24 protein-coding genes and 1 pseudogene are annotated in these 23,264 nt (G+C 65.1%); 15 read left to right on the forward strand and 10 right to left on the reverse strand.

What is annotated here, in order from left to right:
- Positions 1 to 260: 260 nt before the first annotated feature.
- Entirely contained in the window at positions 261 to 1,478 is a 1,218-nt protein-coding gene (locus PSET11_RS05300; protein ID WP_124091068.1) for a pyridoxal phosphate-dependent aminotransferase, read from the forward strand.
- A 204-nt stretch (positions 1,479 to 1,682) separates the two neighbouring features.
- Here PSET11_RS05300 and PSET11_RS05305 read toward each other — a convergent pair whose 3' ends face one another.
- Together PSET11_RS05305 and PSET11_RS05310 are read right to left on the reverse strand one after the other, a co-directional pair.
- A complete protein-coding gene (locus tag PSET11_RS05305) occupies positions 1,683 to 2,360 on the reverse strand; it encodes a LuxR C-terminal-related transcriptional regulator (protein ID WP_124091069.1) in 678 nt (225 codons plus the stop codon).
- Complete coding sequence (locus PSET11_RS05310; protein ID WP_124091070.1) at positions 2,357 to 3,769, reverse strand: ATP-binding protein; 1,413 nt, start codon at positions 3,767 to 3,769, stop codon at positions 2,357 to 2,359. The genes PSET11_RS05305 and PSET11_RS05310 overlap by 4 nt, the downstream gene beginning before the upstream one ends.
- 124 nt (positions 3,770 to 3,893) lie before the next feature.
- On the opposite strand from PSET11_RS05310, the gene PSET11_RS05315 reads away from it, so the two are divergent.
- From PSET11_RS05315 to PSET11_RS05355, 9 genes are all read left to right on the forward strand, one after another.
- Positions 3,894 to 5,402, forward strand: coding sequence for a PspC domain-containing protein (locus PSET11_RS05315; RefSeq protein WP_124091071.1), 1,509 nt, complete (start codon positions 3,894 to 3,896; stop codon positions 5,400 to 5,402).
- Between the two features lie 2 nt (positions 5,403 to 5,404).
- Positions 5,405 to 5,674, forward strand: a complete 270-nt coding sequence (locus PSET11_RS05320) for a hypothetical protein (protein WP_238989042.1) — start codon at positions 5,405 to 5,407, stop codon at positions 5,672 to 5,674.
- Positions 5,675 to 5,677: 3 nt separating this feature from the next.
- Positions 5,678 to 5,932: a PspC domain-containing protein gene (locus PSET11_RS05325; protein ID WP_124091072.1), complete on the forward strand. Its 255-nt coding sequence runs from the start codon at positions 5,678 to 5,680 to the stop codon at positions 5,930 to 5,932.
- A 118-nt stretch (positions 5,933 to 6,050) separates the two neighbouring features.
- Entirely contained in the window at positions 6,051 to 6,965 is a 915-nt protein-coding gene (locus tag PSET11_RS05330) for an ABC transporter ATP-binding protein (protein WP_124091073.1), read from the forward strand.
- Positions 6,962 to 7,804 carry an ABC transporter permease gene (locus tag PSET11_RS05335; protein ID WP_124091074.1) on the forward strand — a complete coding sequence of 281 codons (843 nt, stop codon included), beginning with the start codon at positions 6,962 to 6,964 and terminating at the stop codon, positions 7,802 to 7,804. Before PSET11_RS05330 ends, PSET11_RS05335 begins: the two co-directional genes overlap by 4 nt.
- Entirely contained in the window at positions 7,786 to 9,066 is a 1,281-nt protein-coding gene (locus PSET11_RS05340; RefSeq protein ID WP_124091075.1) for a sensor histidine kinase, read from the forward strand. Before PSET11_RS05335 ends, PSET11_RS05340 begins: the two co-directional genes overlap by 19 nt.
- The gene (locus PSET11_RS05345) at positions 9,063 to 9,695 is read left to right on the forward strand and encodes a response regulator (protein WP_124091076.1); all 633 of its coding nucleotides are present in this window, start codon (positions 9,063 to 9,065) and stop codon (positions 9,693 to 9,695) included. Before PSET11_RS05340 ends, PSET11_RS05345 begins: the two co-directional genes overlap by 4 nt.
- 96 nt (positions 9,696 to 9,791) lie before the next feature.
- Positions 9,792 to 10,817, forward strand: a complete 1,026-nt coding sequence (locus PSET11_RS05350; protein ID WP_124091077.1) for an ATP-dependent 6-phosphofructokinase — start codon at positions 9,792 to 9,794, stop codon at positions 10,815 to 10,817.
- A 28-nt stretch (positions 10,818 to 10,845) separates the two neighbouring features.
- Positions 10,846 to 11,562, forward strand: coding sequence for a GNAT family N-acetyltransferase (locus tag PSET11_RS05355; protein WP_124091078.1), 717 nt, complete (start codon positions 10,846 to 10,848; stop codon positions 11,560 to 11,562).
- Here PSET11_RS05355 and PSET11_RS05360 read toward each other — a convergent pair.
- From PSET11_RS05360 to PSET11_RS17080, 6 genes and pseudogenes are all read right to left on the reverse strand, one after another.
- Positions 11,524 to 13,047, reverse strand: a complete 1,524-nt coding sequence (locus PSET11_RS05360) for a DHA2 family efflux MFS transporter permease subunit (RefSeq protein WP_124091079.1) — start codon at positions 13,045 to 13,047, stop codon at positions 11,524 to 11,526. The two genes, PSET11_RS05355 and PSET11_RS05360, sit on opposite strands and share 39 nt — an antisense overlap.
- 48 nt (positions 13,048 to 13,095) lie before the next feature.
- A complete protein-coding gene (locus PSET11_RS05365; protein WP_124091080.1) occupies positions 13,096 to 13,512 on the reverse strand; it encodes an ankyrin repeat domain-containing protein in 417 nt (138 codons plus the stop codon).
- A complete protein-coding gene (ygfZ, locus tag PSET11_RS05370) occupies positions 13,509 to 14,594 on the reverse strand; it encodes a CAF17-like 4Fe-4S cluster assembly/insertion protein YgfZ (RefSeq protein ID WP_203415910.1) in 1,086 nt (361 codons plus the stop codon). The genes PSET11_RS05365 and ygfZ overlap by 4 nt, the downstream gene beginning before the upstream one ends.
- A gap of 87 nt (positions 14,595 to 14,681) precedes the next feature.
- Positions 14,682 to 15,116 (reverse strand): GNAT family N-acetyltransferase, encoded by a 435-nt coding sequence (locus PSET11_RS05375; RefSeq protein WP_124091081.1) that lies wholly within the window; start codon positions 15,114 to 15,116, stop codon positions 14,682 to 14,684.
- Positions 15,106 to 15,366, reverse strand: a pseudogene (locus PSET11_RS17075) (tetratricopeptide repeat protein); the annotation flags it as partial. The gene PSET11_RS05375 and the pseudogene PSET11_RS17075, both read right to left, overlap by 11 nt.
- Positions 15,367 to 15,378: 12 nt before the next feature.
- Entirely contained in the window at positions 15,379 to 15,609 is a 231-nt protein-coding gene (locus PSET11_RS17080; protein ID WP_345788816.1) for a tetratricopeptide repeat protein, read from the reverse strand.
- Between the two features lie 102 nt (positions 15,610 to 15,711).
- Between PSET11_RS17080 and PSET11_RS05385 the strand changes: the two genes are divergently transcribed.
- Complete coding sequence (locus PSET11_RS05385) at positions 15,712 to 16,215, forward strand: GNAT family N-acetyltransferase (protein WP_124091082.1); 504 nt, start codon at positions 15,712 to 15,714, stop codon at positions 16,213 to 16,215.
- Between the two features lie 54 nt (positions 16,216 to 16,269).
- Here the strand turns inward: PSET11_RS05385 and PSET11_RS05390 are convergent, their stop codons facing one another.
- Both PSET11_RS05390 and PSET11_RS05395 read right to left on the reverse strand, forming a co-directional pair.
- Entirely contained in the window at positions 16,270 to 16,878 is a 609-nt protein-coding gene (locus PSET11_RS05390) for a nitrobindin family protein (protein WP_124091083.1), read from the reverse strand.
- A gap of 163 nt (positions 16,879 to 17,041) precedes the next feature.
- On the reverse strand, positions 17,042 to 17,809 hold the full coding sequence (locus PSET11_RS05395; protein WP_124091084.1) for a permease: 768 nt from the start codon (positions 17,807 to 17,809) through the stop codon (positions 17,042 to 17,044).
- 348 nt (positions 17,810 to 18,157) lie between these two features.
- Here PSET11_RS05395 and PSET11_RS05400 point away from each other — a divergent pair, with 348 nt between their 5' ends.
- From PSET11_RS05400 to PSET11_RS05415, 4 genes are all read left to right on the forward strand, one after another.
- Complete coding sequence (locus PSET11_RS05400) at positions 18,158 to 18,856, forward strand: winged helix-turn-helix transcriptional regulator (RefSeq protein ID WP_124091085.1); 699 nt, start codon at positions 18,158 to 18,160, stop codon at positions 18,854 to 18,856.
- A 33-nt stretch (positions 18,857 to 18,889) separates the two neighbouring features.
- Positions 18,890 to 19,861: a mycothiol synthase gene (mshD, locus tag PSET11_RS05405; RefSeq protein WP_124091086.1), complete on the forward strand. Its 972-nt coding sequence runs from the start codon at positions 18,890 to 18,892 to the stop codon at positions 19,859 to 19,861.
- 132 nt (positions 19,862 to 19,993) lie between these two features.
- Positions 19,994 to 22,243, forward strand: coding sequence for an RNA degradosome polyphosphate kinase (locus tag PSET11_RS05410; RefSeq protein ID WP_124091087.1), 2,250 nt, complete (start codon positions 19,994 to 19,996; stop codon positions 22,241 to 22,243).
- 10 nt (positions 22,244 to 22,253) lie between these two features.
- On the forward strand, positions 22,254 to 23,222 hold the full coding sequence (locus PSET11_RS05415) for an NUDIX hydrolase (RefSeq protein ID WP_124091088.1): 969 nt from the start codon (positions 22,254 to 22,256) through the stop codon (positions 23,220 to 23,222).
- Positions 23,223 to 23,264: the final 42 nt, after the last annotated feature.

Raw genomic sequence — 23,264 nt, forward strand, 5'->3', positions numbered from 1 at the left:
AACCCGGCGATACGTTGCCAACTTTCGCTGGGCGCACGTCATCATCCGTGTTTCAACACCGGTGAACCAGTCTACGCAACAACTTTGCGTACGTCGAACCAGCCCATTTTCCAGCCCCGTGTTGACTGTGCTGACTTTCACTGCCGTGAGGCGGTCATAAATCAATTCAGGCAACCCGTTGGGTCCGGTGAACAGCATAAGGTAGAAACGACGAATCCCCCATTCCAGCCTGTTGGCTGCCTGCGAAGAACGGACCTGCCATGTCTTCCGCCCGCGTTTCCAAGCGCATATCCGCGATTGCCGAATCCGCCACCCTCGCCGTTGACGCCAAAGCCAAGGCGCTCAAAGCTGCTGGCCGGCCGGTTATTGGGTTTGGTGCGGGCGAACCGGACTTCCCCACCCCGGATTACATTGTGCAGGCAGCCATCGAGGCCGCCAGCCAGCCCAAGTACCACCGCTACTCCCCCGCAGGCGGGCTGCCCGAACTCAAGCAGGCCATCGCCGCCAAGACGTTGCGGGACTCCGGTTACGCCGTCGAGCCTTCCCAGGTACTGGTGACCAACGGCGGCAAGCAGGCCGTCTACAACACCTTCGCCACCCTGGTGGATCCGGGCGACGAGGTCATCATCCCCACCCCGTTCTGGACCACCTACCCGGAAGCGATCCGCCTGGCGGGTGGCGTTCCGGTAGAGGTTTTCGCCGGTCCGGAACAGGACTACCTGGTTACCGTGGAGCAGCTTGAGGCAGCCGTCACCGACCGCACCAAGGTCCTCCTGTTCGTATCGCCTTCGAACCCCACCGGCTCGGTCTACCCGGCTGACAAGGTCGCGGAGATCGGCAAGTGGGCCGCCGCGAAGGGGCTGTGGGTGGTCACCGACGAAATCTACGAGCACCTGACGTACGACGGCGTTCCCTTCACCTCGATCGCGACGGCCGCACCGGAACTCGGCGACAAGGTGGTCATCCTCAACGGCGTGGCCAAAACGTACGCCATGACCGGCTGGCGTGTGGGCTGGATGATCGGCCCGGCCGACGTAATCAAGGCAGCAACCAACCTGCAGTCGCACGCCACGTCCAACGTCTCCAACATCATGCAGATTGCTGCCCTCGCCGCCGTTTCCGGGCCCCTGACCGCCGTCGACGAGATGAAGGTGGCGTTCGACCGCCGCCGGCAGGCCATCGTCGCCGGCCTCAACGCTATCGACGGGGTGGAATGCCCGACGCCGAAGGGCGCCTTCTACGTCTACGCGGACGTCCGCGGGTTGCTGGGTAAGTCGTTCCCCACGGCCGCGGGCACCGCCACGCCGCAGACATCCGCCGAGTTGGCTGCGCTGATCCTGGACGAGGTGGAAGTTGCTGTGGTTCCCGGCGAAGCCTTTGGCCCGTCCGGCTACCTGCGGCTCTCCTACGCCTTGGGCGACGAGGACCTGGCCACCGGCGTTGGCCGGCTGCAGGACTTCCTCGGCAAGGCGCAGTAGCCGGAACCCTCCCGGAGAACCTACGGCGAACCGACTAACCCTCCCGGAGAACCGGCGTCGAAATCTCACCAAACGCTCCGCCGCTTCAACTGAAGCGGCGGAGCGTTTGCGTTATCGGCGTAACAACCCCGGGAGGGTTACCGGTTCGGGCGTTAGAGCTCCGGGAGGGTTACCGGTTCGGGCGTTAGAGCTCCGGGAGGGTTGCTAGAGGAGGCGCCGTTCCGCCGCCCACCGCGTCAGTTCGTGCCGGCTGGAGAGCTGGAGCTTCCGCAGCACCGCGGAGACGTGGGTTTCGACGGTTTTGATGCTGATGAAGAGTTCCTTGGCCACTTCCTTGTAGCTGTAGCCGCGGGCGATGAGGCGCATGACTTCGAGCTCGCGGGCAGAGAGTTTGTCCAGTTCGTCGTCGGCAATGTCGGCAGGGGCGGTGCCGAAGGCGTCGAGGACGAACCCGGCAAGTCGAGGCGAAAAGACGGCGTCACCGCCGGCCACGCGGTACACGGCATCGGTGATCTCGGCCCCAGAAATGGTCTTGGTGATGTAGCCGCGTGCGCCGGCCCGGATGACTGCCACGACGTCTTCGGCGGCGTCGGAAACACTGAGCGCCAAGAATTTGGTGGTGGCAAGGATCGGCGCTGAACCGGCGATGACTTCGCGTCCACCACCGCCCAGCCCGCCCGGCAGGTGCACGTCCAGCAGCACCACGTCGGGTTGGGCTTGGGCGATCACCGCGATGGCCTGTTCCACGGTGGCGGCCTCTCCCACCACGGTGATGCTGGGGTCCAGGTCAGCCTTCAGGCCGGACCGGAAGATGGTGTGGTCGTCCACAATGACCACGCGGACGGATCTGGCTGGTGCGCCAGCATCCTGGGGTGCGTTCATGGGGTTCCTTCCGGGGATTCCTGATCGGGCAGCGGCAGCGTGAGCCGCACTTCGGTGCCGTCCGCGGAGCTGGCGATGGACGCTGTGCCGCCATGCCGCCGCATCCGGCCAATGATTGATTCGCGGACTCCCAGCCGGTCTTCGGGAACGTCCGCGAGCGCGAAGCCGGGTCCCCTGTCCTTGACGAAGATCTCCACCTGGCGGCCCGCGACTTCGAGGTAGACGGAGACTGCTCCGCCGCCGTGCCGGGACGCGTTCAGCATGGCTTCCCTGGCCGCCTGGACCAGGGCCTCGCAGGCTTCGGTCATGGCCGTATCACCGACGCTGACGACCTCGACGGCGTTGCCCAGCACATCCTCGACCTCGCCGGCTGCCGCTTTGATCCGTTCGGAGAGCTGACCGGATCCGCGGCTGGGGTCTTGGAAGAGCCAGGCCCGGAGTTCGCGCTCCTGCGCCCTGGCCAGGCGGAGGACATCGTGCTCATTGCCGGCCCGCCGTTGGATCAGCGCAAGGGTCTGCAGCACCGAATCGTGCAGGTGGGCGGCTATTTCGGCCCGCTCCGTCTCGCGGATCCGGCCCGCCCGTTCGGTTTCGAGATCGCGCCAGAATTTGAGCGCCCAGGGCAGGAGGACCAGCACCACCCCGCCCAGGACGGCAACCGAAGCCAGCAATGCGAGCCAGGTCTGCTCCCACGATCCGGATCCTGAGACCATCACCAGCACGCCCGCCACGACCAGGGCCAGGCCAGCGGCGAGGCGGACCCAGCCGCCAGCTTGGTCGGCTTTCGTTTTGTCCAAAAGGCCAGCGCGCCGGGTCTCATCCAGTTGCATCCAGGCGATGGCGGCACCACCCAAAACAGCGGCCGCGGGAATGAGCGTGCCCAGGGGTACGTCGACGCCTGCGAGCTGGGCAATCAAGATGCCTGCAACGAGCAGCAAGCCGGCGCCCAGCAGGATTTCCTTGCCGTAGCGGAACGTCCCAAACTGGAACCAAGGCTGCTGCCCCGGAGCGACGCCACCCGCCGACGCCGGACCGCCGCCTGCCGCGGAGGGTTCACCACCCGCCGTCGGACGCGGCCCACCCGGTGCGGACGGCGCGCCGCCCCTTGCCGGGACCGTGCCGACAGACGGAGGGAACGCAGCACCCGGGGGTGGCTGGCTGACGGCGGGCGCAATGCTCGACGCCGGCCGCCTGGCATTGCGGCGCGCTGCCTCGTCCGCGGTGGGGACCGTGATCCACAGCCAGGCGTAGAAGGCGAAGCCTGCACCGCCCGCGAGGGTGGACAGTGCCATACCGATCCGGATCAGCTTCACTGGCCACCCCAGGTGGATGGCAAGCCCTGCGCAGACGCCGGCGATCATTCGCTCGCTGCTGCGGGCCAAGGGCGGCCTCACCGGAACGGTTGTCATGCCTCAATCCAAACACGGATCAGGGTTCCCCGGACCGGGTTCAGCTCCCAACCGGGGGTATCTCAGGGGCCGTTCAGGGTATCCCCCGGTAGAGGGTGGCCCCTGGCCACGGCAGGATCGAAGTATGAACTCGCAGAACCCCACCCCAGACGACCCACAACGCCCCGACAGCAGCCCCTCTGACGGCTCAGAGGCTGCAGGTGGTTCCCAGCCCACGGAACCGCTCCCTTCCTCCACAGCTCCAACCATGGACCAACCGTTCACTCCTGCGCCAGGCAGCGTTCCTGCAGCGGGTTCATCGGACTTCTTCGGCTGGGTCCGCGGCCATGGCATCTACCGTGGCGACGATCGGTGGATAGGCGGCGTCTGCGCCGGTATCGCCCACCGGCTGGGCGTCGATCCCCTGATCATCCGAGGCGTGTTCATCGTCCTCACACTGCTGGCCGGCATCGGCGTCCTGGCCTACGGCCTCGCCTGGGCCCTGCTCCCTGAGCCCGACGGCAGGATCCACGCACAGGAAGCAGGCGCCGGCCGGTGGAGCACTGGCATGACCGGCGCGTTGATCGCCAGCATCCTGGGCCTGACCGGTTTGGGCGGTGGTTTCTGGGGGTGGGGCGGCCATGGCTTGGGCGGCTTCCTGTGGACGATCTTCTGGATGGGTGGCGCCATTTACCTGGTGTACTACCTGGCCCAACGCAATCGGAATCAGCGGGCAACCGCAGGGCTGGGCACGCCGTCGAACCAGACCACTGCGCAGTCCCCTGGCTACCCCACCAGCACGTTGTCAGGCACCGCACCCGGCTACCCGTCGCAGGGAGCCTTCCCCGCCTACGGCCCACCAGCATCCGGGCCCACCTATGCAGCCTCCGCCTATGACACCAAGGCTTACAACGCGGGCACCGCGTCCTACACGGCTCCCGGCTACGCACCGCAGTATGGCGGAGGGTCGGGCGGCGCAGGAACACCCGGCGGTGGAATCGGCGGCCACGGGCGCACTCCGCAACCACCGCGGCCGCATAAGCCCCGGCCGGCTGGACCGGGCGCTCCGGCAGTAGCCATCGCGTCGGGGGCGGCCCTGCTCGTGGGCGGCAGCCTGAAAGCCCTGGACGCCACCCACGTGATCAATCTGGGTGATTCGGTCAACGCCATTGCCTGGGCCAGTGCCGCAGCAGTCCTGGGGCTGGGCATCCTGATCGCTGGCCTCCGTGGCCGGACCGCGGGGATCCTGAGCTTCTTCGCCGTGGTGGCCCTGGTCATCGGCGGCTTCTTCAACCTCGTGGGCCACGGCGATCGCGTCCGGTTCCAAGACGTCGCCTGGAGTCCGGCGACCCTCCAAGACGCCCGCAACGGATTCGACGTGACCGCTGGCCGGGGAACGATCGACCTGACAAGCCTGGCCGCCAACGCCCCGCTGCGCACCGACGTCGTGATTCCACTGGACATCACCGCAGCGAACGTGACGGTGGTGATTCCGGACAACGTCCCGGTCCAGATCAACGCGGACATGACCATGGGCAATATCAACGAAAACCGCGACGGCAACCAAATTTACAACGCCGACCAGCCCGGCAGCCGGATTGTGGTCACCATTGACGGGACCTTCAGCAACATCACCATCAAGGAGAGGAACTAGCCATGAGCGGCAAGATTCCAGCAGCAGGAAGTACGACGCCGGCCGCCCAGGTCAGTCCCGGATCCGCACCAGCACGGGTGGTCACCGTTGTCTGGGGCCTGATTGTCCTGGCCCTCGCCGCCCTGACGGTGGTGGCGCAACTCGGCGTGATCCAGCTGAATGGCACGTACGTTTTGCTTGGCCTGCTAATTGGTGCGGGGGCTGCCCTGGTGATCGGCGGAATTCTGTCGGCACGGAAACGTGACAATACCCCCACAACACGAAAGTCTTGAACCATGGAAAAATTCTTCAGCATTGTCAGGGGCACCGGACTTCGACGCGGCCCACAGCGGTGGTTGGGCGGCGTGCTGGGTGGTATCGCGGCACGATTGAACGTTGATGTGGCATATGTCCGGATCGGTTACCTGGTCTTCTGTCTCCTCCCGGGACCGGCGTTTGTCCTCTACCTGGTTCTGTGGGCCGTCATCCCGGACCAGCGCAACACGATCGCCCTGCAGGGGTTCCTGGATCGCCGGTCCACCAACCGCTAGGTCCACCGCACCTCCCTCGATGGACCTTCGCCACCGGGCGGGGGTCCATCGACCGGTTGACGGGAAGTTCAACCGGTTCATGGTGGTGGCGGGCGGGCTTCGGTGACAGGCTGGGACCATGCGAACCACAGCCTCACCAGGCACGGCAGCCGACGCCATCACCATTCGGGATGTGCACAAAACCTACAAACTCCCCTCCGGGGCCACCCTCGCGGCGGTGGCAGGGCTCAACCTGAGCATCGCCGCCGGTGAAACGTATGCCCTTCTGGGCCCCAACGGCGCCGGCAAATCCACCACCATCGAGATCCTTGAGGGCCACCGGCACCCCGACCGCGGCGAAGTCAGGGTCCTGGGCTCCTCGCCATGGAAGGCGGCGCCGGCCTTCCGGGCAAGGATCGGGATCGTCCTGCAGGAAGCCACCGATGCGGGCGAACTCCGGGTCTCCGAGGCGCTAGGCTCGCTGGCCAAGTGCTTCCCTTCCCCACGGCCAGTCGCTGAGGTGGTCGCCGCCGTGGGACTGGAGGGCAAGGAAAGTGTCCGGATCGCTACGCTCTCCGGCGGCCAGCGTCGACGCCTTGACGTGGCCCTGGGAATCATCGGCAATCCCGAGGTCCTTTTCCTCGACGAACCCACCACCGGATTCGACCCGGCGGCGCGGCGGCAATTCTGGGAACTCATCCGCTCACTGGGGGCTGCAGGTACCACGATCGTCCTGACAACCCATTACCTGGACGAGGCGGAGCAATTGGCCGATCGGATCGGTGTCATCAACCACGGCCGCCTGATCGGCGAGGGCAAGCCCGATGAGATCGGTGGCCCCGAACTCCGCGTCCCCAAGGTCACCTGGCGGGATCATGCCGGCCAGCACGAGGTGGTCACCACCAGCCCGGCCGCTGTGGTTCATGAAATTTCCGACGGCGGCCGGCAGGAACCGCTGGAACTGGCGGTGGTCCGCCCCAGCCTGGAGGACGTCTACCTGCAACTCATCGAAGCTGCCCGGCCCGAGCCGGCGGCAGTAGGAGCGCAGTCATGAACACCGAAGTCCTCGCCCCGACATGGAAGCCGTCTGCCCTCCGGTTGGGCCTGCACCGGGCGGCGCTGGAGATCAAATTATTTAACCGGGATGTGCTTTCTCTGCTCCTGGTCCTCTTCTTCCCTATCCTGATGCTCTCGCTGTTTGGCACCGTCTTTGGCTCGGAGCCCACGTTTGGCGCCGACCCCGCCGGCAATGGCGGCATCACCCCGGCGCACTACTACCTACCAGGCATGCTGGCGCTCAGCACAGTCTTGAGCGGCTTCCAGAACCTCAGCAGCTACGTGGCTACCGAGCGATTCAATGGCACCGTGAAGCGCCTGGCAGGGACCCCGCTGCCCGCGATGTCCTATTTCCTGGGGAAGACCGGCCAGACGCTGTATCTGATCATCACCCAGACCGTCCTGCTCCTGCTGGCTGCCCGCTTCCTCTTCGACGTGCCGCTACCCACAGACCTTGACCAATGGGCCTTGCTGGCCGGGGTCATGGTGTTATCCACGGCGGCCTGGGCCACGGTGGCCATTGCCTTCACGGCGGTGCCGAAATCCCCGCAGAGCGCAGCAACACTGGCCGTCTTCCCGGTCCTGCTGCTCTCCTTCACCTCAGGGGTGTACTTCCCGTTCTCCCAGCTCCCCATCTGGCTGCAGTCCATCACCAACTTCTTCCCCCTGCGCTGGACGGCGAGCGCGTTCCGTTCGGTGCTGCTGCCTGAGCAGTTCGCCGCAGCAGAGCCGGGCGGCAGCTACAACCTGGGACTCGCCGTCGTGGTTCTGCTGGCCTGGCTGGTGATCGGGGCCGTGCTGGCCCGGTTCGCGTTCAAGTGGCCACCGCAGCGGTGACGGTGGCGAACGACGGCGGCCGCTCCGCAAGGTTGCTGCCGGCCCGCTCGGTGTGGACCACGTCGATGGTGTGGTGGCACCTTGGCTTCTATGCCGCCTTGGTGAGCGTGGCCTACCTGACGCTGTTTGGGCAGCCGGTCACAGCAGAAACCGCCATCGTGTTGGTGTCCATGGGAGTGCTTGCTGCTGTCTACCCGTTCCTGACCAGGGTCTCCGACCTGCGGACCGGCCGCTCCAGCCTGTACGTGGTGGTGCTGGTCCTGGTGGTGGTGTTCCTGGCGTTCGTGAACAACTCCTCTGGAGCCCTCCTATTCATCGCCTTCCCGCAGGTCTGGATGTTCACGGCGTCCCAGAAGCAGGGCATTGTGGCAACGGCTGTGCTTTGCGCGGGGGTCGCCGCCGGTCAGGTGAGCCGCTGGGGCTTCGCGACACCCGACGTCTACGGGATCACCGCCCAACTGGTGACGTCCTTCGTAGCCAGCTGCATGATCGGGCTGTGGATTTCGCGGGTGATCGAACAAAGCGAACAGCGGGCACAGCTCCTGGCCGAACTGGAGGCCACCCGGGCAGACCTGAACGCGGCAGAGCAGGCCCGCGGCGCACTGGCCGAACGTGAACGGATGGCCCGCGAAATCCACGACACCCTGGCCCAAGGCTTCACCTCCATTGCCATGCTGTCCGAGGCTGGGCAGGCACAGTTGCGCCGCGACGGTCCGCCCGAACTGCGCCGAACCCTCGAAACCATCTCCAGCACGGCCAGGGAGAGCCTGGCCGAAGCACGGTCCCTGGTGGCATCCGGCGTCCCCACGGACGTGCGCGGCGGCGATCTTCTCGCGGCCCTCCAACGTCTCCCCACCAGCATGCACCTCGCGGGAATCCGCGTAGCAGTCCAAATCCCGGAAACCCTCCCGCAGCTCAGTTCCATCCACCAAGTGGCCCTACTGCGGACCGCGCAAGAGGCGCTCAACAACGTCCGCCGGCATGCGTCTGCGACCTCGGCAACCGTGAAGCTTCGGCTGGCAGCCAGCGGCGAACTGCGGCTCAGCATCGAGGACAACGGCACGGGGTTCGATCCAGCTGCAGCATCCCCCGGGTTCGGCCTCCGGTCGATGGCCGCCCGGCTGGCCGAGATCGGCGGTTGGCTGGACGTGGCGTCCACCGGCGCAGGAACGCGGCTGACCGCCGTCGTACCGGTCCCCGCCGGGGACGCACCTGGCGCGCCCGGCACCCCGAAACCAGCCACGAAGGAGCACCCCGCATGACTGACCAAGCAATGGTTCGGGTGGTCCTGGCCGATGACCACCCCGTGGTGCGCGGCGGCCTGGCGGCCCTGCTGGGAACGGTGGCCGGCATCGAGGTGCTGGCCGAGGCAGCCGACGGTCAGCAGGCGTTAACAGCCGTAGCCGAGCACGCCCCAGACGTGGTGCTGATGGACCTACGGATGCCCGTCCTGGATGGCGCTGGCGCCACCGAACAGATCCGCGCCAACCATCCGCTGACCAAGGTACTGATCCTGACCACGTACGACGGCGACGCCGACATTGTGCGTGCCGTGGAGTCCGGGGCGGTGGGGTATCTCCTGAAGGACTCGCTGGGGCAGGTCATCATCGACGCGGTGTTTGCGGCGGCCAGGGGCGAAACGGTGCTCGCCCCTCCGGTGGCTGCCCGGTTGGTATCGCGCCTCCGTGCCCCCGAACTGCCACAGTTGACGGCCCGGGAAGTCCAGGTCCTCCGCTGCGTCTCCCAGGGCCTCAGCAACCCGGAGATAGCTGCGGCCCTGCACATCGCCGAGGCCACCGTCAAAACTCACCTTCTGCGGGTGTTCACCAAGCTGGACGTCGATGATCGCACCCGGGCCGTGGTCATCGCCCTGGAACGCGGCGTTCTGTAACGGGTTTGTGTCCCGCCCCACACCGCCCAGTACAATCTAGGTGAGCTCAGCGTGGCGCTCTGCCTGTACACCATCTCTCCAGGATTTGAGCGAAACATGAAAATTGGAATCCTCACCAGCGGCGGCGACTGCCCCGGCCTCAACGCGGTCATCCGCGGCGCCGTCCTCAAAGGAATCGCCATCCACGGCCACGAGTTCGTCGGGTTCCTCGACGGCTGGCGCGGCGTCGTTGAAGGCGACATCATCGACATCCCCCGCACCATGGTCCGCGGCATCGCCAAGCAGGGCGGCACCATCCTGGGCACCTCCCGGACCAACCCGTTCGAAAACGGCGGCGGACCCGAGGTCATCAAGGCCCACATGGACCGGCTGGGAATCGATGCGATCATCGCGATCGGCGGCGAAGGCACCCTCGCTGCAGCCAAGCGGCTGACCGACGCCGGCCTGAAGATCGTCGGCGTCCCCAAGACAGTGGACAACGACCTCGACGCCACTGACTACACCTTCGGCTTCGATACCGCCGTGCAGATCGCCACCGAAGCCATCGACCGGCTGCGCACCACCGGCGAATCCCACCACCGCTGCATGATCGCCGAGGTCATGGGCCGGCACGTCGGCTGGATCGCCCTGCACGCCGGGATGGCCGCCGGCGCCCACGCCATCCTCATCCCCGAACAGAAAACCAGCATCGAGCAGATCGCCGAATGGGTCAAGGACGCCCACGAACGTGGCCGCGCGCCGCTCGTTGTGGTCGCAGAGGGCTTCGTGCCGGACCACATGGAATCCCCGCACTCCGAACGCGGCCTGGATACCTTCGGCAGGCCCCGCCTCGGCGGCATCGCAGACCAGCTCGCGCCCGAGCTTGAAGCCCGGACAGGTGTGGAAACCCGCGCCACGATCCTGGGACACATCCAGCGCGGCGGCGTCCCCACCGCCTTCGACCGCGTGCTGGCCACCCGCCTGGGCATGGCCGCCATCGACTCCGTGGTGGACGGCCATTGGGGCACCATGGTGGCGCTCAAGGGCACCGACATTGAGCATGTCCGCTTCGAAGAAGCCCTGGGCCAGCTCAAGACCGTTCCGCAGCACCGCTACGAGGAAGCCGCCGTCCTCTTCGGCTAGAACGACAGCAGGGCCCTAGGCTGGAGGCATGACTCTCGACGCCGGTTCCGCCGCCATCATCCAGCTTGCCTGGGCTCGCCGGCTGGGACTTGCCGACGACGCTTTCGAGCCTGCCCTGACCGTGGGCGAACGAGTGGTCCGGGCCGACGATTCGGCCCGGACCGTGCAGTTTGTCCGGCTATTCGGCAGTTCCGCCCTGGTAGGTCCGCAATGGCTTATCGATGCCGCAGCAGACGTGCCGGATACGGACCTGGCCCAGCACTTGACGCTCTTGACCTTGACTCGGGAGCACGGCGGTCACGGGCTGGGAGCCGCTGCACTGTTCTTCGCCGACGACCTTCCGCTGCAGCAGCCAGCCGAAGAAATGACTGTTTCGCACGGTAACCCGGAAGCCATTGAGCTGGAAAGCAGATGCCCTCCGGATGACGTGAATGAGGTAAGCCTCGCCGACTTGGAACATCGTTTCACGATTGTCCATGAGGAAGAGGACCAGCGGTTGCCCCTTGCCTGCGGCGCCTACTCAGAGTGGCAGGGCCTCCTGGCCCACCTCGGTGTCCTGGTGGATCCAGAGTGGCGGCGCCGCGGGCTGGGCTCACTCGTTGCGTCCATTGCAGCGCATGAGGCCTTGGCATCCGGACTGACGCTGCAATGGCGCACCGACGTGAGTAACACTGGCGCGCTGGCGCTGGCCCGCCAGCTGGGATTATCAGCTGGCGGAATCCAGACCAGCGTCCACCTTGGCTGACGCTGGTTCAGCCGTCGCGGCACCCCAAGCCGGAATCGGCTGCGGCTTGGCAAAGAACAGCGCCACCGCTGCGCCCACCAGGATGACGGCGGCGGGCAGCAGGATGGACTGGGCCATCGCCGTCGAGAATCCTGCCTGCAGGGCTTCCGGTAGCGTGCCGGACATGGCCATGCCACCGCCTGCCGCTTCGCCAGAACCGTTGCTGGGCAACTCGGCCGCGAGCCGAGACTGGATCAGCACTGCAATGGCCGCGCTGCCCAAGACGGCGCCGATCTGCCGGGTGGTGTTGTAGACGCCCGAGCCTGCGCCTGCCTGCCGTAGGGGCAGGTTCCTGGTGGCGGTGGTGCTGAGCGGGGCCCAGATTCCCGCGTTCGCCAACCCCAGGACGGCGCTGGGCAGCAGGAACAGCAGGATGGGGGTGTCCGGCTGCATGAGTGCTGAGTTCCAGACCAGGGAGACGGCCATCAGGGTGAGCCCGGTGAAGGTGATGTATTTGGGGTTCACGCGATCAACGAGTTTGCCGACCACCGGTGCCAGCCCGCCGGAAATGAGCGCCATGGGCACCATCATCAGTGCTGACTGGGTGGGCGTGAGGCCACGGACCAGCTGGAAGTAGAAGATGAGCGGCAGGCCAAAGGCGGTCACGGTGAAGCCAACCGTAGTGATGCCGATGTTCGCCAGGGAGAAGTTGCGGTCCCGGAACAGGCCGAGGGGAAGGAGCGGCTCGCCCTTGTTCAGGCGCTGCCACACAACAAACGCCACTAGCACCACAATGCCGGTGATGATCAGGCCCCAGACACTGATGGGTCCGGTGATGGTGCCCCAGTTGTAGGTCTCACCTTCCTGGATGCCGAAGACGAGCAGGAAGAGGCCCACGGCGCTGAGCAGGACTCCGGGGATGTCGAACCGGTGCGGGTGGGTGCTTAGTGTGGGCACATTGCGGACGGCGAGGATGAAGCCAATGATGCCGACCGGGACATTGATGAAGAAGATCCACTCCCAGCCGAGGCTGTCCACCAGGACGCCGCCCAGGATGGGGCCAACCAGGGTGGCGACGCCAGCGGTGGCACCCCACACGGCCATCGCGGAACCGCGGCGGTCCGGCGGGAAGATCCGGGTGATGACAGCCATGGTCTGCGGTGTCATCAGTGCGGCGCCGAGTCCTTGCAGGATCCGGGCAGCGATGAGCATCTCAACGTTGCCGGACAGTCCACACCATAGCGAGGCCAGCGTGAAGACGACCAGCCCGGACAGGTAGAGGCGTTTGGGACCAAACCTGTCCCCCAGCCGGCCCGTGATCAGCAGCGGAACTGCGTAGGCCAACAGGTAGGCGCTGGTCACCCAAATCACCGCGTTGATATCGGCGTTCAGGCCTTCCATGATCCGCGGGTTCGCCACGGAAACGATCGTGGTGTCGATCAGGATCATGAAGAACCCGATCACCAGCGACCACAAGGCCGCCCACGGTTTGGCTACGATTTCCACTCAGTCATCCTTCGGGGTTGGTGGCCCGCCCGGAGGTTCCGGGCCAGCCTAGGCCAGGAGGTCCAAGATCTCCTGGCGGGCGAACATCTGTGCGGCGTCCCTGGCGGAGGGCTGTCCGGCGTCAGGGTCTGCGCCTGCATCAAGCAGTGCGCGGGCCACGTCGATGTAGCCCTTGAATGCAGCTCCGGCGAGAGGTGTCTGGCCACGGTCGTTCGCTGCATCGGCGGATGCGCCGTGCTCAAGGATGAGCCGGACGGTGTCCACATGCCCATGGTACGCCGCCAGCATCAGTAACGAGTCCCCAGCTGCGTTGGTCATCGTGGCGGGCGCTCCGGCAGCCAGATAGGCGCGCAGCAGTTCGGTGTTTCCTTCGCGTGCTGCCTCAAAGAGCGTGTGCGCCAGGTCTACTGCATCCTGGTCCGGGGCTCCGGTTGGTGCTGGCTGCTGGCCGGCTGTCTCACTCATGGACGTGGTCCCTTCAGAAATCCGCTCTGGCGCCCCACTACCTGGCCGGCGTCGGGGGCAACGATGGCTTCCTGGACGGCCGGGTATGGTTCGTCGCCATCCAGGACAGTCAGTATTTCATCCGGTGCCACCGAACGTTTTATGACTGCCAGGGCCACCGGCCCCATCTCGAAATGTTGTGCCACGGAGGTCACAGCACCCACTTGCCGTTCGCCCAGCATGACGGGACTGCCTGCTGCGGGGAGGGTGTGCTGGGAGCCATCGAGCTGGAGGAAGACGAGCCGCCGGGGCGGGTGACCCAGGTTGTGCACCCGGGCAACGGTTTCCTGGCCCTTGTAGCACCCTTTGGACAGGTGGACGGCTGTACGCAGCAGGTCCAGTTCGTGCGGGATGGTCTTGTGGTCTGTTTCGGCGCCGATTCGGGGCCGCCAGGCAGCCACCCGCAGCGCTTCGGCCGCGAGAACGCCTGCCAGGCGGCGCTCGCCCACTGTGGCGTCGAGTTCCGCGGCGGGGATGAGGTATTCGAACCAGGGCCGCTCCAGGCCGGGGTGGTCTTCGGCCGGAACCGCTGTATAGGAGTAGCCGCCCGCGCTGACATTGGGCCACGGGTCCTGCCACACCACTGAGTCTTTCCATTCGGGGACGGCTGCGACGCTGCCCAGCACCGCCCAGTCGGCGGATACGTCCGCCACCTCAACCCGGAGCATGAAGCGCATCCTGGCGAGGAACTCAGCCAACGGTGCAGCCTCCGCAGCCTCGACGATCAGCCAGGTGGTGGCGCCGTCGTCAATGACACGGGCGTCGAATTCGATCCTGCCCTGCACGCTGAGGAGGAGCAGTTCCGTGGACTCCCCCGGGGCCAAGGAGGTGAGTTGCTGGGAGGAGAGGGTGTTCAGCCAGCTCAGCCGGTCCGGACCGGAAACGGTCACCACACCTCGGTGGGAAAGGTCGACGACGGCGGTCCCGGCCGCGAGCGCCCGCTGCTCCCGCAGCGGCTCGCCGTAGTGGGCGGCAACGCCAGCGTCGAGGCCGGCCGATTCGACGGCGCCGGGGCGCGACAGCAGGGGGCTCGGTTCAGTCATATGAAGTAGAAGTCCTTGAGGCTCGACGGTATTCCAGATGTGTGACATCTAACCGTCCCATGGATGCTGGTGGACCGGTGGCAGGGCTCAGGCGGCGACCATGAAGATGTCCACCGGATCCTGCGTCTCCAGCACAAAGCCATGGCGCTCGTAGAGGGTTCGTGCCGCGCTGCCTTGGAGCACGTTCAGCCGGAAGGGGCGGTGGTCCCGCGTGTCATTCATGACCTGCTGCAGGACGCTGGCGCCGAGCCCTTGGCGTTGGAAAGCAGGAGCCAGATAGAAGTGCTCAATCCACAGCGCATCCGCATCCGGGCGGACAGCGATCACGCCCGCCTCTTGTCCACCCACCACGATCACGAACGTGTGCTCCGGTTGGAACGCGTTCAGGAACCGTTCCCTGACCCGGAGCGGATCCCATCGACCAAGCCGTTCCAAATCCGGCCGCATGACGACGGCGCGCAGTTCAGCGATCCAGGCGGCGTCAGTGGGCACCGCGGGGCGGAGCGAAAATTCAGCTGGCATCTGCTGCTCCCGCTGATCGGATGTAGGCTGCGTTACCTCTGAGGGCTGGCTTGTACCTGTCAATGTCTGGAGTGCCGACGAAGTCCGCCACCGTCTCGAGCAGCAATGCCACAGCCGCATCTGATTTGCCTGCTGCATGCAAGGTGATCGCTTCGAAAGCGCAGAGTGCGGGGGACGCTGGAAATGCTCTGCGCCCTTTCGCGAAGACCTCCTGGGACTTCTCATATTCGCCCAGGTTCCGCAGCGTTGAGCCGTATTGAACTTAGCAGCGACGGAGTAGGTCACCCTCCAACCCAGCGGTGAGTGCTTCCTCATAGAGCCCTCGGGCCTCAGTTTCTCGGCCAGCGGTGTCGTAGGCACCACCCAACTCGTAGAGGACTCGAGCGTTCTCGGAGTGGGAAGCCCGCAAGTGAAGAAGAGCATTTACGGTGGGTTCCATGTTGTCTCGGTCTCTGGCGGCGAAGATCAGGTCCAGCTCATCGTCAAGAGTCATGGCCCTCAGTCTTCCACGGCGAGAACCATGTGGGCGTGCTTGCAAACGCCGCACCCTCCCCTGCCGCTCGGCCCGCTCCAGCACTCGAAGTAAAGTGTGCGGATGCCTACTCCTGAACCAACAGAACGGCTAAAGTTTCGCGAGATGCGCCCTGCCGACGTCGACCAGATGGCGGAACTGCTTGGCGACGCCGAGGTGATGCGTTTCTACCCAACCCCCAAATCACGGGAGGAGACCGCACGCTGGATTCAGTGGAACCTGAAAAATTACTCCAACCACGGCTACGGCCTTTGGATCGTTGAGACACAGGCAGGCACCTTCGTCGGCGACTGCGGCCTCACCTGGCAACAGGTCAACGGCGAGCTGAAGCTTGAGGTTGGCTACCACGTGCGCTCCAGCCTGCAAGGCCAAGGCTTCGCGACAGAAGCAGCAATGGCGTGTCGCGACTTTGCCAGAGAGACGCTGGAGGCACGTGACCTGGTGGCCATCATCCATCCGGACAACAGGGCTTCCGAGCGAGTGGCCGAGAAACTCGGAATGCATCGGGTCGCCGACGATCAAGGGCCCAACGGCTCGGTCCGCACAGTCCTCAGCATGAGTCTGTAATACGTCCAGCCCCGAACAGGTCCGGCCTCAGCGGTGAGCAGTCAACCCGGAGGTTTAGGAGACCTTCTTCAGGAATGCTGAAGCGTGCGGCTCGAGGCCCTTACCGGCCTCGCCGCCGGTGGAGACATCCCAACGCCAGAGGAGGTTGCCGTCCACCAAGCCGAAGATCCGAGTGGCGGCGCTGTAGTCCTTGGAGTGGCTGCCGCGCATCACCATGTCAGTGGTGAGCTGGATCTGCGGGCCCTTGATCTGGCCGTAGTACAACTCGGCAATTCCGCCAGGATGCGCGATCGACACCGAGATGTCGAAACCGCCGTCGGCATTGCGGAGCGCTTCGACCTCGTCGGCGCTCTTGAGCGCCGGCACAATGTCCGCAGGGATCAGGCCAGGGCCACCGTCGGCGTCGAGCTGTTTGCGCTCCAGCGCCCAGAAACCGGTCTCGACGGTGAGCGGCCGAAGGTGCGTGCCGTCGTCGGCCGTCAACCAGCTTTCCGCGCGGTACTGAAGGTACGGGAGTCCGTTGTGCACGAACGAGACCCGCTGGAAGAAATGCTCAGAATCCTCATCGCCGCTGCCGAGCCGGCCGCTGCCTTCCCACTCACCAATGAGCCAAGAAAGGGGAACGAGTTCGGGAGTCAGGTCAGTGGGAATTTCAATGGGCACAGCTGCAACCTCGCGAGACGGCTAAAGACGGACTACTTCTGGCCTTTGAAAAGGCGGTAGACCACGAAACCGGCGAACCAGGCCATGGCGATGCTGGCAACGCCGAGCAGGACAAGGAAGAAAATTTCAAAGGCAAGAATGGACATGGCATTATCCTAACGCGTCAGAAGATGAGCAGTTTGTCTATGAAGTAGGCCAAGGATCCCACAGCCGAAACTGGCGCAAGACCCATTGCCAGGGCCGCGGCCACGTTCAACGGCGCGCCACGCAACGTGGTCAGACGCCGGAAACTGGCCAGCACCGCGCCCACCACCACGCCGAAAAGCGCTGCCGGTAGAACGGCGATGTCCGAAAGGACCAGACCAGCCAGCGGCCCAGCCAACCCAGCCAGCACCACCCCGAGCGGCGCCACGATCCGGTCCGGCCAACGGATTAGTCCTGCCAGGAGCGCCACGGCGGCACTGATGGCAGCTACCACCAGCATCTCCTTGACCCCATTGAACCGCGCCCCGGCAATCCAGCCGGCGCCCAGGCAGGACAGCAGCACGCCAACGCAGCACCCCAGCGTGGACTCCAAGCGCTGAGCCTGGCCGGTGCCGCGGATCAGTTGCACCAGGAAGATCGCCATGATGCCTACCGCGATGAAGGCTGGCGTCCAGTCCAAGTACCCTGGCGCAGGGGTAAAGGCTGCGGCAATCGCGGCACCCGCTCCGGATAAGCCGATGACGGCGGCGAGCGTCTTTTTCGCGGGAATCTGGAGGAAGTGCGGCCAGCCAATTCCGACGGCAACTGCAACCAAAACAGCCACGCCAACCAGGACCTCCCGGGAGACGTAGAGGCCACCAATGATGGCGGCAAGTCCCAGAAGCCCGGCAACGCCGATACTCCACGACCCCAGGGAACGCGATGGCGCCTGCACGTTCGCACTCATGCGAAAGCCGGCCTGTCCCTGCTTGGTGCACTCACTGCGCTGCGATCCCATCTAGCGTCGGGGGCCACGGGGAACATGGCACTCCCCCTCGTGGCAGGGCGATGACCGCCCCTGCGTTCAATCCTGCCTTATATGAACGTCTTATGTCGCAAATCCAGCATCTACCGGGGGCATTTCCGGCACGTGGAAGACGCTGGCGGGTATACTCGGTGATCAGCAAAGCTCCCTGCAGAGCTGGCCAGCGGGACTCTCTGATTCCATGCCTGGCCGTAACGCTGGAAGCCAGCACGGGCCGGTGTACATCCGGTTCAGGCGCCCAAAGATGCGCGGACTGCCCTTGGAGGAACTATGTCGCACATCCTGTTACTGACTAACAGCACTGGGTCTTCGGTGGACATTCTGCCTGCCTTGGAGCTCCTGAACCACCGGGTCCACATCCTCCCGGCCGAGCCGACCGCATTGCTGGAAACGGACCCCTGCGATGTGGTCCTCCTTGATGCCCGCAAGGATCTGGTGGGTGCCCGCTCCCTGACCCAACTCCTCAAAGCCACCGGCCTGAGCGCGCCGCTGGTCCTCATCCTGACCGAGGGCGGCATGGCAGCTGTCTCCGCCGCGTGGGCAGTTGATGACATCGTCCTCGATTCGGCCGGACCCGCCGAAGTCGAGGCTCGGATCCGACTGTCCGTGGCCAGGGCGATTCCGGAAAAAGATGACGCTCCCGGCGAAATCCGCGCGGCCGGCGTCGTAATTGACGAGGCCAGCTACACAGCCCGGGTGAACGGTGCGCCGCTGAACCTGACGTTCAAGGAATTCGAACTCTTGAAATACCTTGCCCAGCACCCCGGCCGGGTCTTCACCCGCCAGCAACTGCTGACAGAGGTCTGGGGCTACGACTACTACGGCGGCACCCGGACCGTTGACGTGCACGTCCGGCGGCTGCGCGCGAAGCTCGGCGCCGATCATGAGAACCTCATCAGCACGGTACGCAACGTGGGTTACCGGCTCACGTTGGTGCGGCAGCAGGAAGACGAGCTCACCGAAGCTTGAGCCCCGGGCGACCAACCCGTATAGCCTTGCCTCATGACTCCAGCACATCCCGAGAAATGGCCAGTCCACGTTGTCCAAGGCGGGGTTGAACCGCAACTCCTTGATGACTGCCACGCGCTGCTGGCCGCCGCCGAAGAGTCGGACGGCAACCCTTCTGTGTCCGAGCAGACGCTGGTCACCATGCGCGCTGGCGCCGCTGCCCCGGACTCCTTGCTGACTCTGGCACTGTACGCGCCGGACGAGGACTCGGACCCGGCGTCGGGCCAAGACCTTGCCGGGTTCGCCGTGGTGGTAGCCGAGGACGATTCCAACGCGGTACTGGAGATTGCCGTCCATCCGACGTACCGCAACCAGGGTGTGGCGGACCGGTTAGTGGGCGCACTGAAAGAACACCGCGGCCTGGCCGGGCTGAAGGCCTGGTCGCATGGCAACCACGAAGCTGCTGCCGAGTTGGCCGCCCGCTACGGATTCGGCCCCGTCCGGGAACTATGGAAGATGCGGCTGACCACTGCAGATGCCCAACTGCCCGACGTCGGCCTGGCGCCTGGGCTCTCGCTCCGCGCTTTCGTGCCGGGCCAAGATGAGGATGCCTGGCTTGCGGCGAATAGCGCCGCCTTTGCCCATCATCCGGAACAGGGCAGCCTGACCCGCGCCGACCTGGATGCCCGGATGGCCGAAGACTGGTTTGACCCGGCAGGTTTCCTCCTGGCCGAAGACGCCGCCGGCCATCTATTGGGGTACCACTGGACGAAGGTCCACCCGCGGCACGGGCAGCACCCTGCCATTGGCGAGGTCTATGTGGTGGGAGTGACGCCAGCGGCGCAGGGCATGGGATTGGGCAAGGCACTCACGGTTGCTGGCATCAGGCATCTGCAGGATCAAGGCCTACAAGCCGTCATGCTCTACACCGACGCCGGGAACGCTCCGGCGGTGGGCCTGTACCGCGCCCTGGGCTTCACCCGTTGGGACATGGATGTGATGTACGGGCCGTTAGCCCAAAGTTAACCGCAAGGATGATGACCAGGCTCGGCAAGGGGTCATTCCACGGCGGTTACCAAGCCGAATCCTAGTAAGGTTGTTGAAGAACCGCGCAGGGCCTCAGGGCCCAGTTCAACGCGCCAGGTAAAGGAGAATGTCATGACCCCGGATCCCGCCGGCACACCAGCGTCCGCCAAGGCTGCACCACCCGCGCGAGCACGCTTCGGCTCCTCTGAGATGCCAGCTGCGCGTGCAACCCAGGACCGGATCGACATTCCCGAGTTTGCACCCAATCCACAGCCTGAAGGCGACATCCGCCCGGACCGGTTCCTGGACCGGGAATTGAGCTGGTTGAGCTTCAACTCGCGGGTCCTTGAGCTTGCCGAAGATCCAACTCTGCACCTGCTGGAGCGTGTCAACTTCCTCTCCATCTTCGCGTCCAACCTGGACGAGTTTTTCATGGTGCGTGTTGCGGGCCTCAAGCGCCGCATCGCCACCGGGCTCGCCGTCCCGTCGCCCGCAGGCCTGAGTCCCATGGACGTCCTGGAACAGATCACCGACGAGGCCTACAAGTTGCAAGTGCGGCATGCGTCGGTGTTTGCCGAACAGATCCGCCCCGCCCTGACCTACGAACACATCCACCTGATGCGCTGGGACGAGTTGGATGACGCAGCGCAGCAGCAGTTGAGCACCATGTTCGCCGAAAAGGTGTTCCCCATCCTGACGCCGCTGGCCGTGGACCCAGCACACCCGTTCCCGTACATCTCGGGCCTGTCCCTGAACCTGGCGGTCATTGTCCGTAACCCCGTCAGCGACAAGGAACTTTTTGCCCGCTTGAAGGTGCCGGACCAGTTGCCACGCCTGATCTCCATCGACGGCCCGCGCGCCGGGTCCGTTGCGGGCCGAGTTGCTCGGTTCATTGCTTTGGAAGAAGTCATTGCCGTCCACCTGGACCGGCTCTTCCCGGGCATGGAAGTCCTTGAGCACCACCCATTCCGCGTCACCCGCAACGAAGACGTGGAAGTGGAAGAAGACGACGCCGAAAATCTCCTCCAGGCCTTGGAGAAGGAATTGCTGCGGCGTCGCTTCGGCCCGCCCGTCCGCCTTGAAATCACCAACGACATCAACCCCAACGTCCGGGCGCTCCTGATCCGTGAGCTCGGTGTTGAGGAGTCCGAGGTCTACTCGGTGCCTGCGCCCCTGGATCTGCGCGGGTTGTCAGTGATTGCCGGGATTGATCGTGCAGACCTGCATTATCCCAAGCAGATCCCGCACACGTCGCGCTACCTGAACGAGTCAGAGACTTCCAAGGCTGCCAACGTGTTTGCTGCCATGCGCCGCAGGGACATCCTGTTGCACCACCCCTATGACTCCTTCTCCACCTCCGTGCAGGCGTTCCTTGAGCAGGCTGCCGCGGACCCGAAGGTGCAGGCCATCAAGCAGACCCTGTACCGTACGTCCGGCGATTCCCCCATTGTGGATGCCCTGATTGACGCTGCCGAGGCCGGCAAACAGGTCCTGGCCCTCGTGGAGATCAAAGCCAGGTTCGATGAGCAGGCCAATATCTCCTGGGCGCGCAAGCTGGAGCAAGCCGGTGTGCACGTGGTTTACGGCATCGTGGGCCTCAAGACCCACTGCAAGCTCTCCCTGGTGGTTCGCCAAGAGGCAGACGGCCTGCGGCGCTACTGCCACATCGGCACCGGAAACTACCACCCTCGGACAGCACGCTACTACGAGGATCTTGGCCTGCTGACGGCAAACAACAAGGTGGGCGAGGACCTGTCCAAGTTGTTCAACCAGCTCTCCGGCTACGCTCCCAAGTCCACGTTCAAGCGGCTCCTCGTGGCGCCACGCTCGGTTCGTTCGGGGCTCATTGAGCGGATTGAAACGGAGATCCGCAATGCCCGCGCCGGCATACCAGCCCGGGTCCAGATCAAAGTCAACTCCATGGTGGACGAAGCCATCATCGATTCCCTGTATCGGGCCTCGCAGGCTGGCGTCAAAGTGGACATCATTGTCCGCGGCATCTGCGCGTTGCGGCCCGGCGTGGAAGGCTTGAGCGAGAACATCACCGTCCGCTCCATCCTGGGCCGGTTCCTGGAGCACTCCCGTGTCTTCGCTTTCGCCAATGGCGGGGACCCCGTGGTCTACATCGGCTCCGCCGACATGATGCACCGCAACCTGGACCGGCGGGTGGAGGCGCTGGTGCAGCTGACCAGCGCCGACGACATTGCCTACGTCCTGGACCTACTCTTGCGCTACGTGGCCCCGGAAACCGCCAGCTGGCACCTTGACAACCAGGGCGCGTGGACCCGTTTCCACCTTGCAGAAGACGGTTCACCACTGGAGGATGTGCAGTCCTGGCTGCTCGCATCACGGCCGCGGCAACGCAGCCTGGTTCGGCGCTAGGACAGAGGCTTTGGCAGGCGATGAACCTCTTGCAGACCAGTCGGAGCACCCCGGGGAGCGCGTAGCAGTCATCGCTGCAGGCGCTCTGCCGTGGCGTGTGAACCGGGGCCGTCTTGAAGTCCTCCTGATTCACCGACCCCGTTATGACGATTGGTCCTGGCCCAAAGGCAAGCTTGACCACGGCGAAACCATTCCTGAGTGCGCAGTCCGCGAGGTCCGCGAAGAGATCGGCTTGGCGGTGGAACTTGGTATCCCGCTGCCGCCCATCCACTACCGCGTCTCGTCAGGGCTGAAGGTGGTGCACTACTGGGCCGCGAAGTTCAGCGGCGCCAAGGTGGTCCCGGACGGCAAGGAAGTGGACAGCGTGTTGTGGTGCAGCCCTGAACGGGCCGCATTCTTGCTCTCCAACACCTCCGATGTGGCGCCCCTCCAAGCCCTGGCCGAAGCGCACCTGCGCTCCACCCTGGATACGTGGCCGCTGATTGTGGTCCGGCATGCCAAGGCAAAACCCCGCAGCTCTTGGTCCAGGGCGGAAGGCGAACGCCCGTTGGCCGCCACGGGAGCCCGGCAGGCACAGGCTGTTGGCCGGCTGCTTCAGGCATGGAAACCGCCGAGGGTCGTGAGCAGTTCCTGGGTACGGTGCGTGGCAACGGTGGCACCTTATGTTCGGGTCTCCGGCGCCAAGGTAAAACTCACCGACGCATTGACTGAGCACAAGCATCAGCGCAGTCCCAAGAAGACCGCTGCCGTCATTGAGTCGCTTTTCGACAAGGAACGCGCCGTGGCTGTGTGCACGCATCGACCCGCCTTGCCCACCGTTTTCGCCCAGCTTGCCCGGCACATGCCAGCCTCATTGGCTCGCCTGCTCCCTGACGCCGATCCGTACCTGGCGCCAGGCGAAATAGTGGTGTGCCACGTGGCAAGCGGGTCCCGGAACCGCGTTGTGGCCGTGGAGCAGTTCAAACCTTTCGACGACTGACCCCATCGTCTTTGTATCAAATGGTTGATACAGTGAGACATC

The sequence above is a fragment of the Arthrobacter ulcerisalmonis genome (assembly GCF_900609065.1).
GTDB classification, from domain to species: domain Bacteria; phylum Actinomycetota; class Actinomycetes; order Actinomycetales; family Micrococcaceae; genus Arthrobacter; species Arthrobacter ulcerisalmonis.

What these genes read in the sequence shown, in the direction of transcription:
- PSET11_RS05300 (WP_124091068.1), top strand. Translation starts at nt 261, where the DNA reads ATGTCTTCCGCCCGCGTTTCCAAGCGCATATCCGCGATTGCCGAATCC.
- PSET11_RS05305 (WP_124091069.1), bottom strand. Translation starts at nt 2,360, where the DNA reads ATGAACGCACCCCAGGATGCTGGCGCACCAGCCAGATCCGTCCGCGTG.
- PSET11_RS05310 (WP_124091070.1), bottom strand. Translation starts at nt 3,769, where the DNA reads ATGACAACCGTTCCGGTGAGGCCGCCCTTGGCCCGCAGCAGCGAGCGA.
- PSET11_RS05315 (WP_124091071.1), top strand. Translation starts at nt 3,894, where the DNA reads ATGAACTCGCAGAACCCCACCCCAGACGACCCACAACGCCCCGACAGC.
- PSET11_RS05320 (WP_238989042.1), top strand. Translation starts at nt 5,405, where the DNA reads ATGAGCGGCAAGATTCCAGCAGCAGGAAGTACGACGCCGGCCGCCCAG.
- PSET11_RS05325 (WP_124091072.1), top strand. Translation starts at nt 5,678, where the DNA reads ATGGAAAAATTCTTCAGCATTGTCAGGGGCACCGGACTTCGACGCGGC.
- PSET11_RS05330 (WP_124091073.1), top strand. Translation starts at nt 6,051, where the DNA reads ATGCGAACCACAGCCTCACCAGGCACGGCAGCCGACGCCATCACCATT.
- PSET11_RS05335 (WP_124091074.1), top strand. Translation starts at nt 6,962, where the DNA reads ATGAACACCGAAGTCCTCGCCCCGACATGGAAGCCGTCTGCCCTCCGG.
- PSET11_RS05345 (WP_124091076.1), top strand. Translation starts at nt 9,063, where the DNA reads ATGACTGACCAAGCAATGGTTCGGGTGGTCCTGGCCGATGACCACCCC.
- PSET11_RS05350 (WP_124091077.1), top strand. Translation starts at nt 9,792, where the DNA reads ATGAAAATTGGAATCCTCACCAGCGGCGGCGACTGCCCCGGCCTCAAC.
- PSET11_RS05355 (WP_124091078.1), top strand. Translation starts at nt 10,846, where the DNA reads ATGACTCTCGACGCCGGTTCCGCCGCCATCATCCAGCTTGCCTGGGCT.
- PSET11_RS05365 (WP_124091080.1), bottom strand. Translation starts at nt 13,512, where the DNA reads ATGAGTGAGACAGCCGGCCAGCAGCCAGCACCAACCGGAGCCCCGGAC.
- ygfZ (WP_203415910.1), bottom strand. Translation starts at nt 14,594, where the DNA reads ATGACTGAACCGAGCCCCCTGCTGTCGCGCCCCGGCGCCGTCGAATCG.
- PSET11_RS05375 (WP_124091081.1), bottom strand. Translation starts at nt 15,116, where the DNA reads ATGCCAGCTGAATTTTCGCTCCGCCCCGCGGTGCCCACTGACGCCGCC.
- PSET11_RS17080 (WP_345788816.1), bottom strand. Translation starts at nt 15,609, where the DNA reads ATGACTCTTGACGATGAGCTGGACCTGATCTTCGCCGCCAGAGACCGA.
- PSET11_RS05385 (WP_124091082.1), top strand. Translation starts at nt 15,712, where the DNA reads ATGCCTACTCCTGAACCAACAGAACGGCTAAAGTTTCGCGAGATGCGC.
- PSET11_RS05395 (WP_124091084.1), bottom strand. Translation starts at nt 17,809, where the DNA reads ATGAGTGCGAACGTGCAGGCGCCATCGCGTTCCCTGGGGTCGTGGAGT.
- PSET11_RS05400 (WP_124091085.1), top strand. Translation starts at nt 18,158, where the DNA reads ATGTCGCACATCCTGTTACTGACTAACAGCACTGGGTCTTCGGTGGAC.
- mshD (WP_124091086.1), top strand. Translation starts at nt 18,890, where the DNA reads ATGACTCCAGCACATCCCGAGAAATGGCCAGTCCACGTTGTCCAAGGC.
- PSET11_RS05410 (WP_124091087.1), top strand. Translation starts at nt 19,994, where the DNA reads ATGACCCCGGATCCCGCCGGCACACCAGCGTCCGCCAAGGCTGCACCA.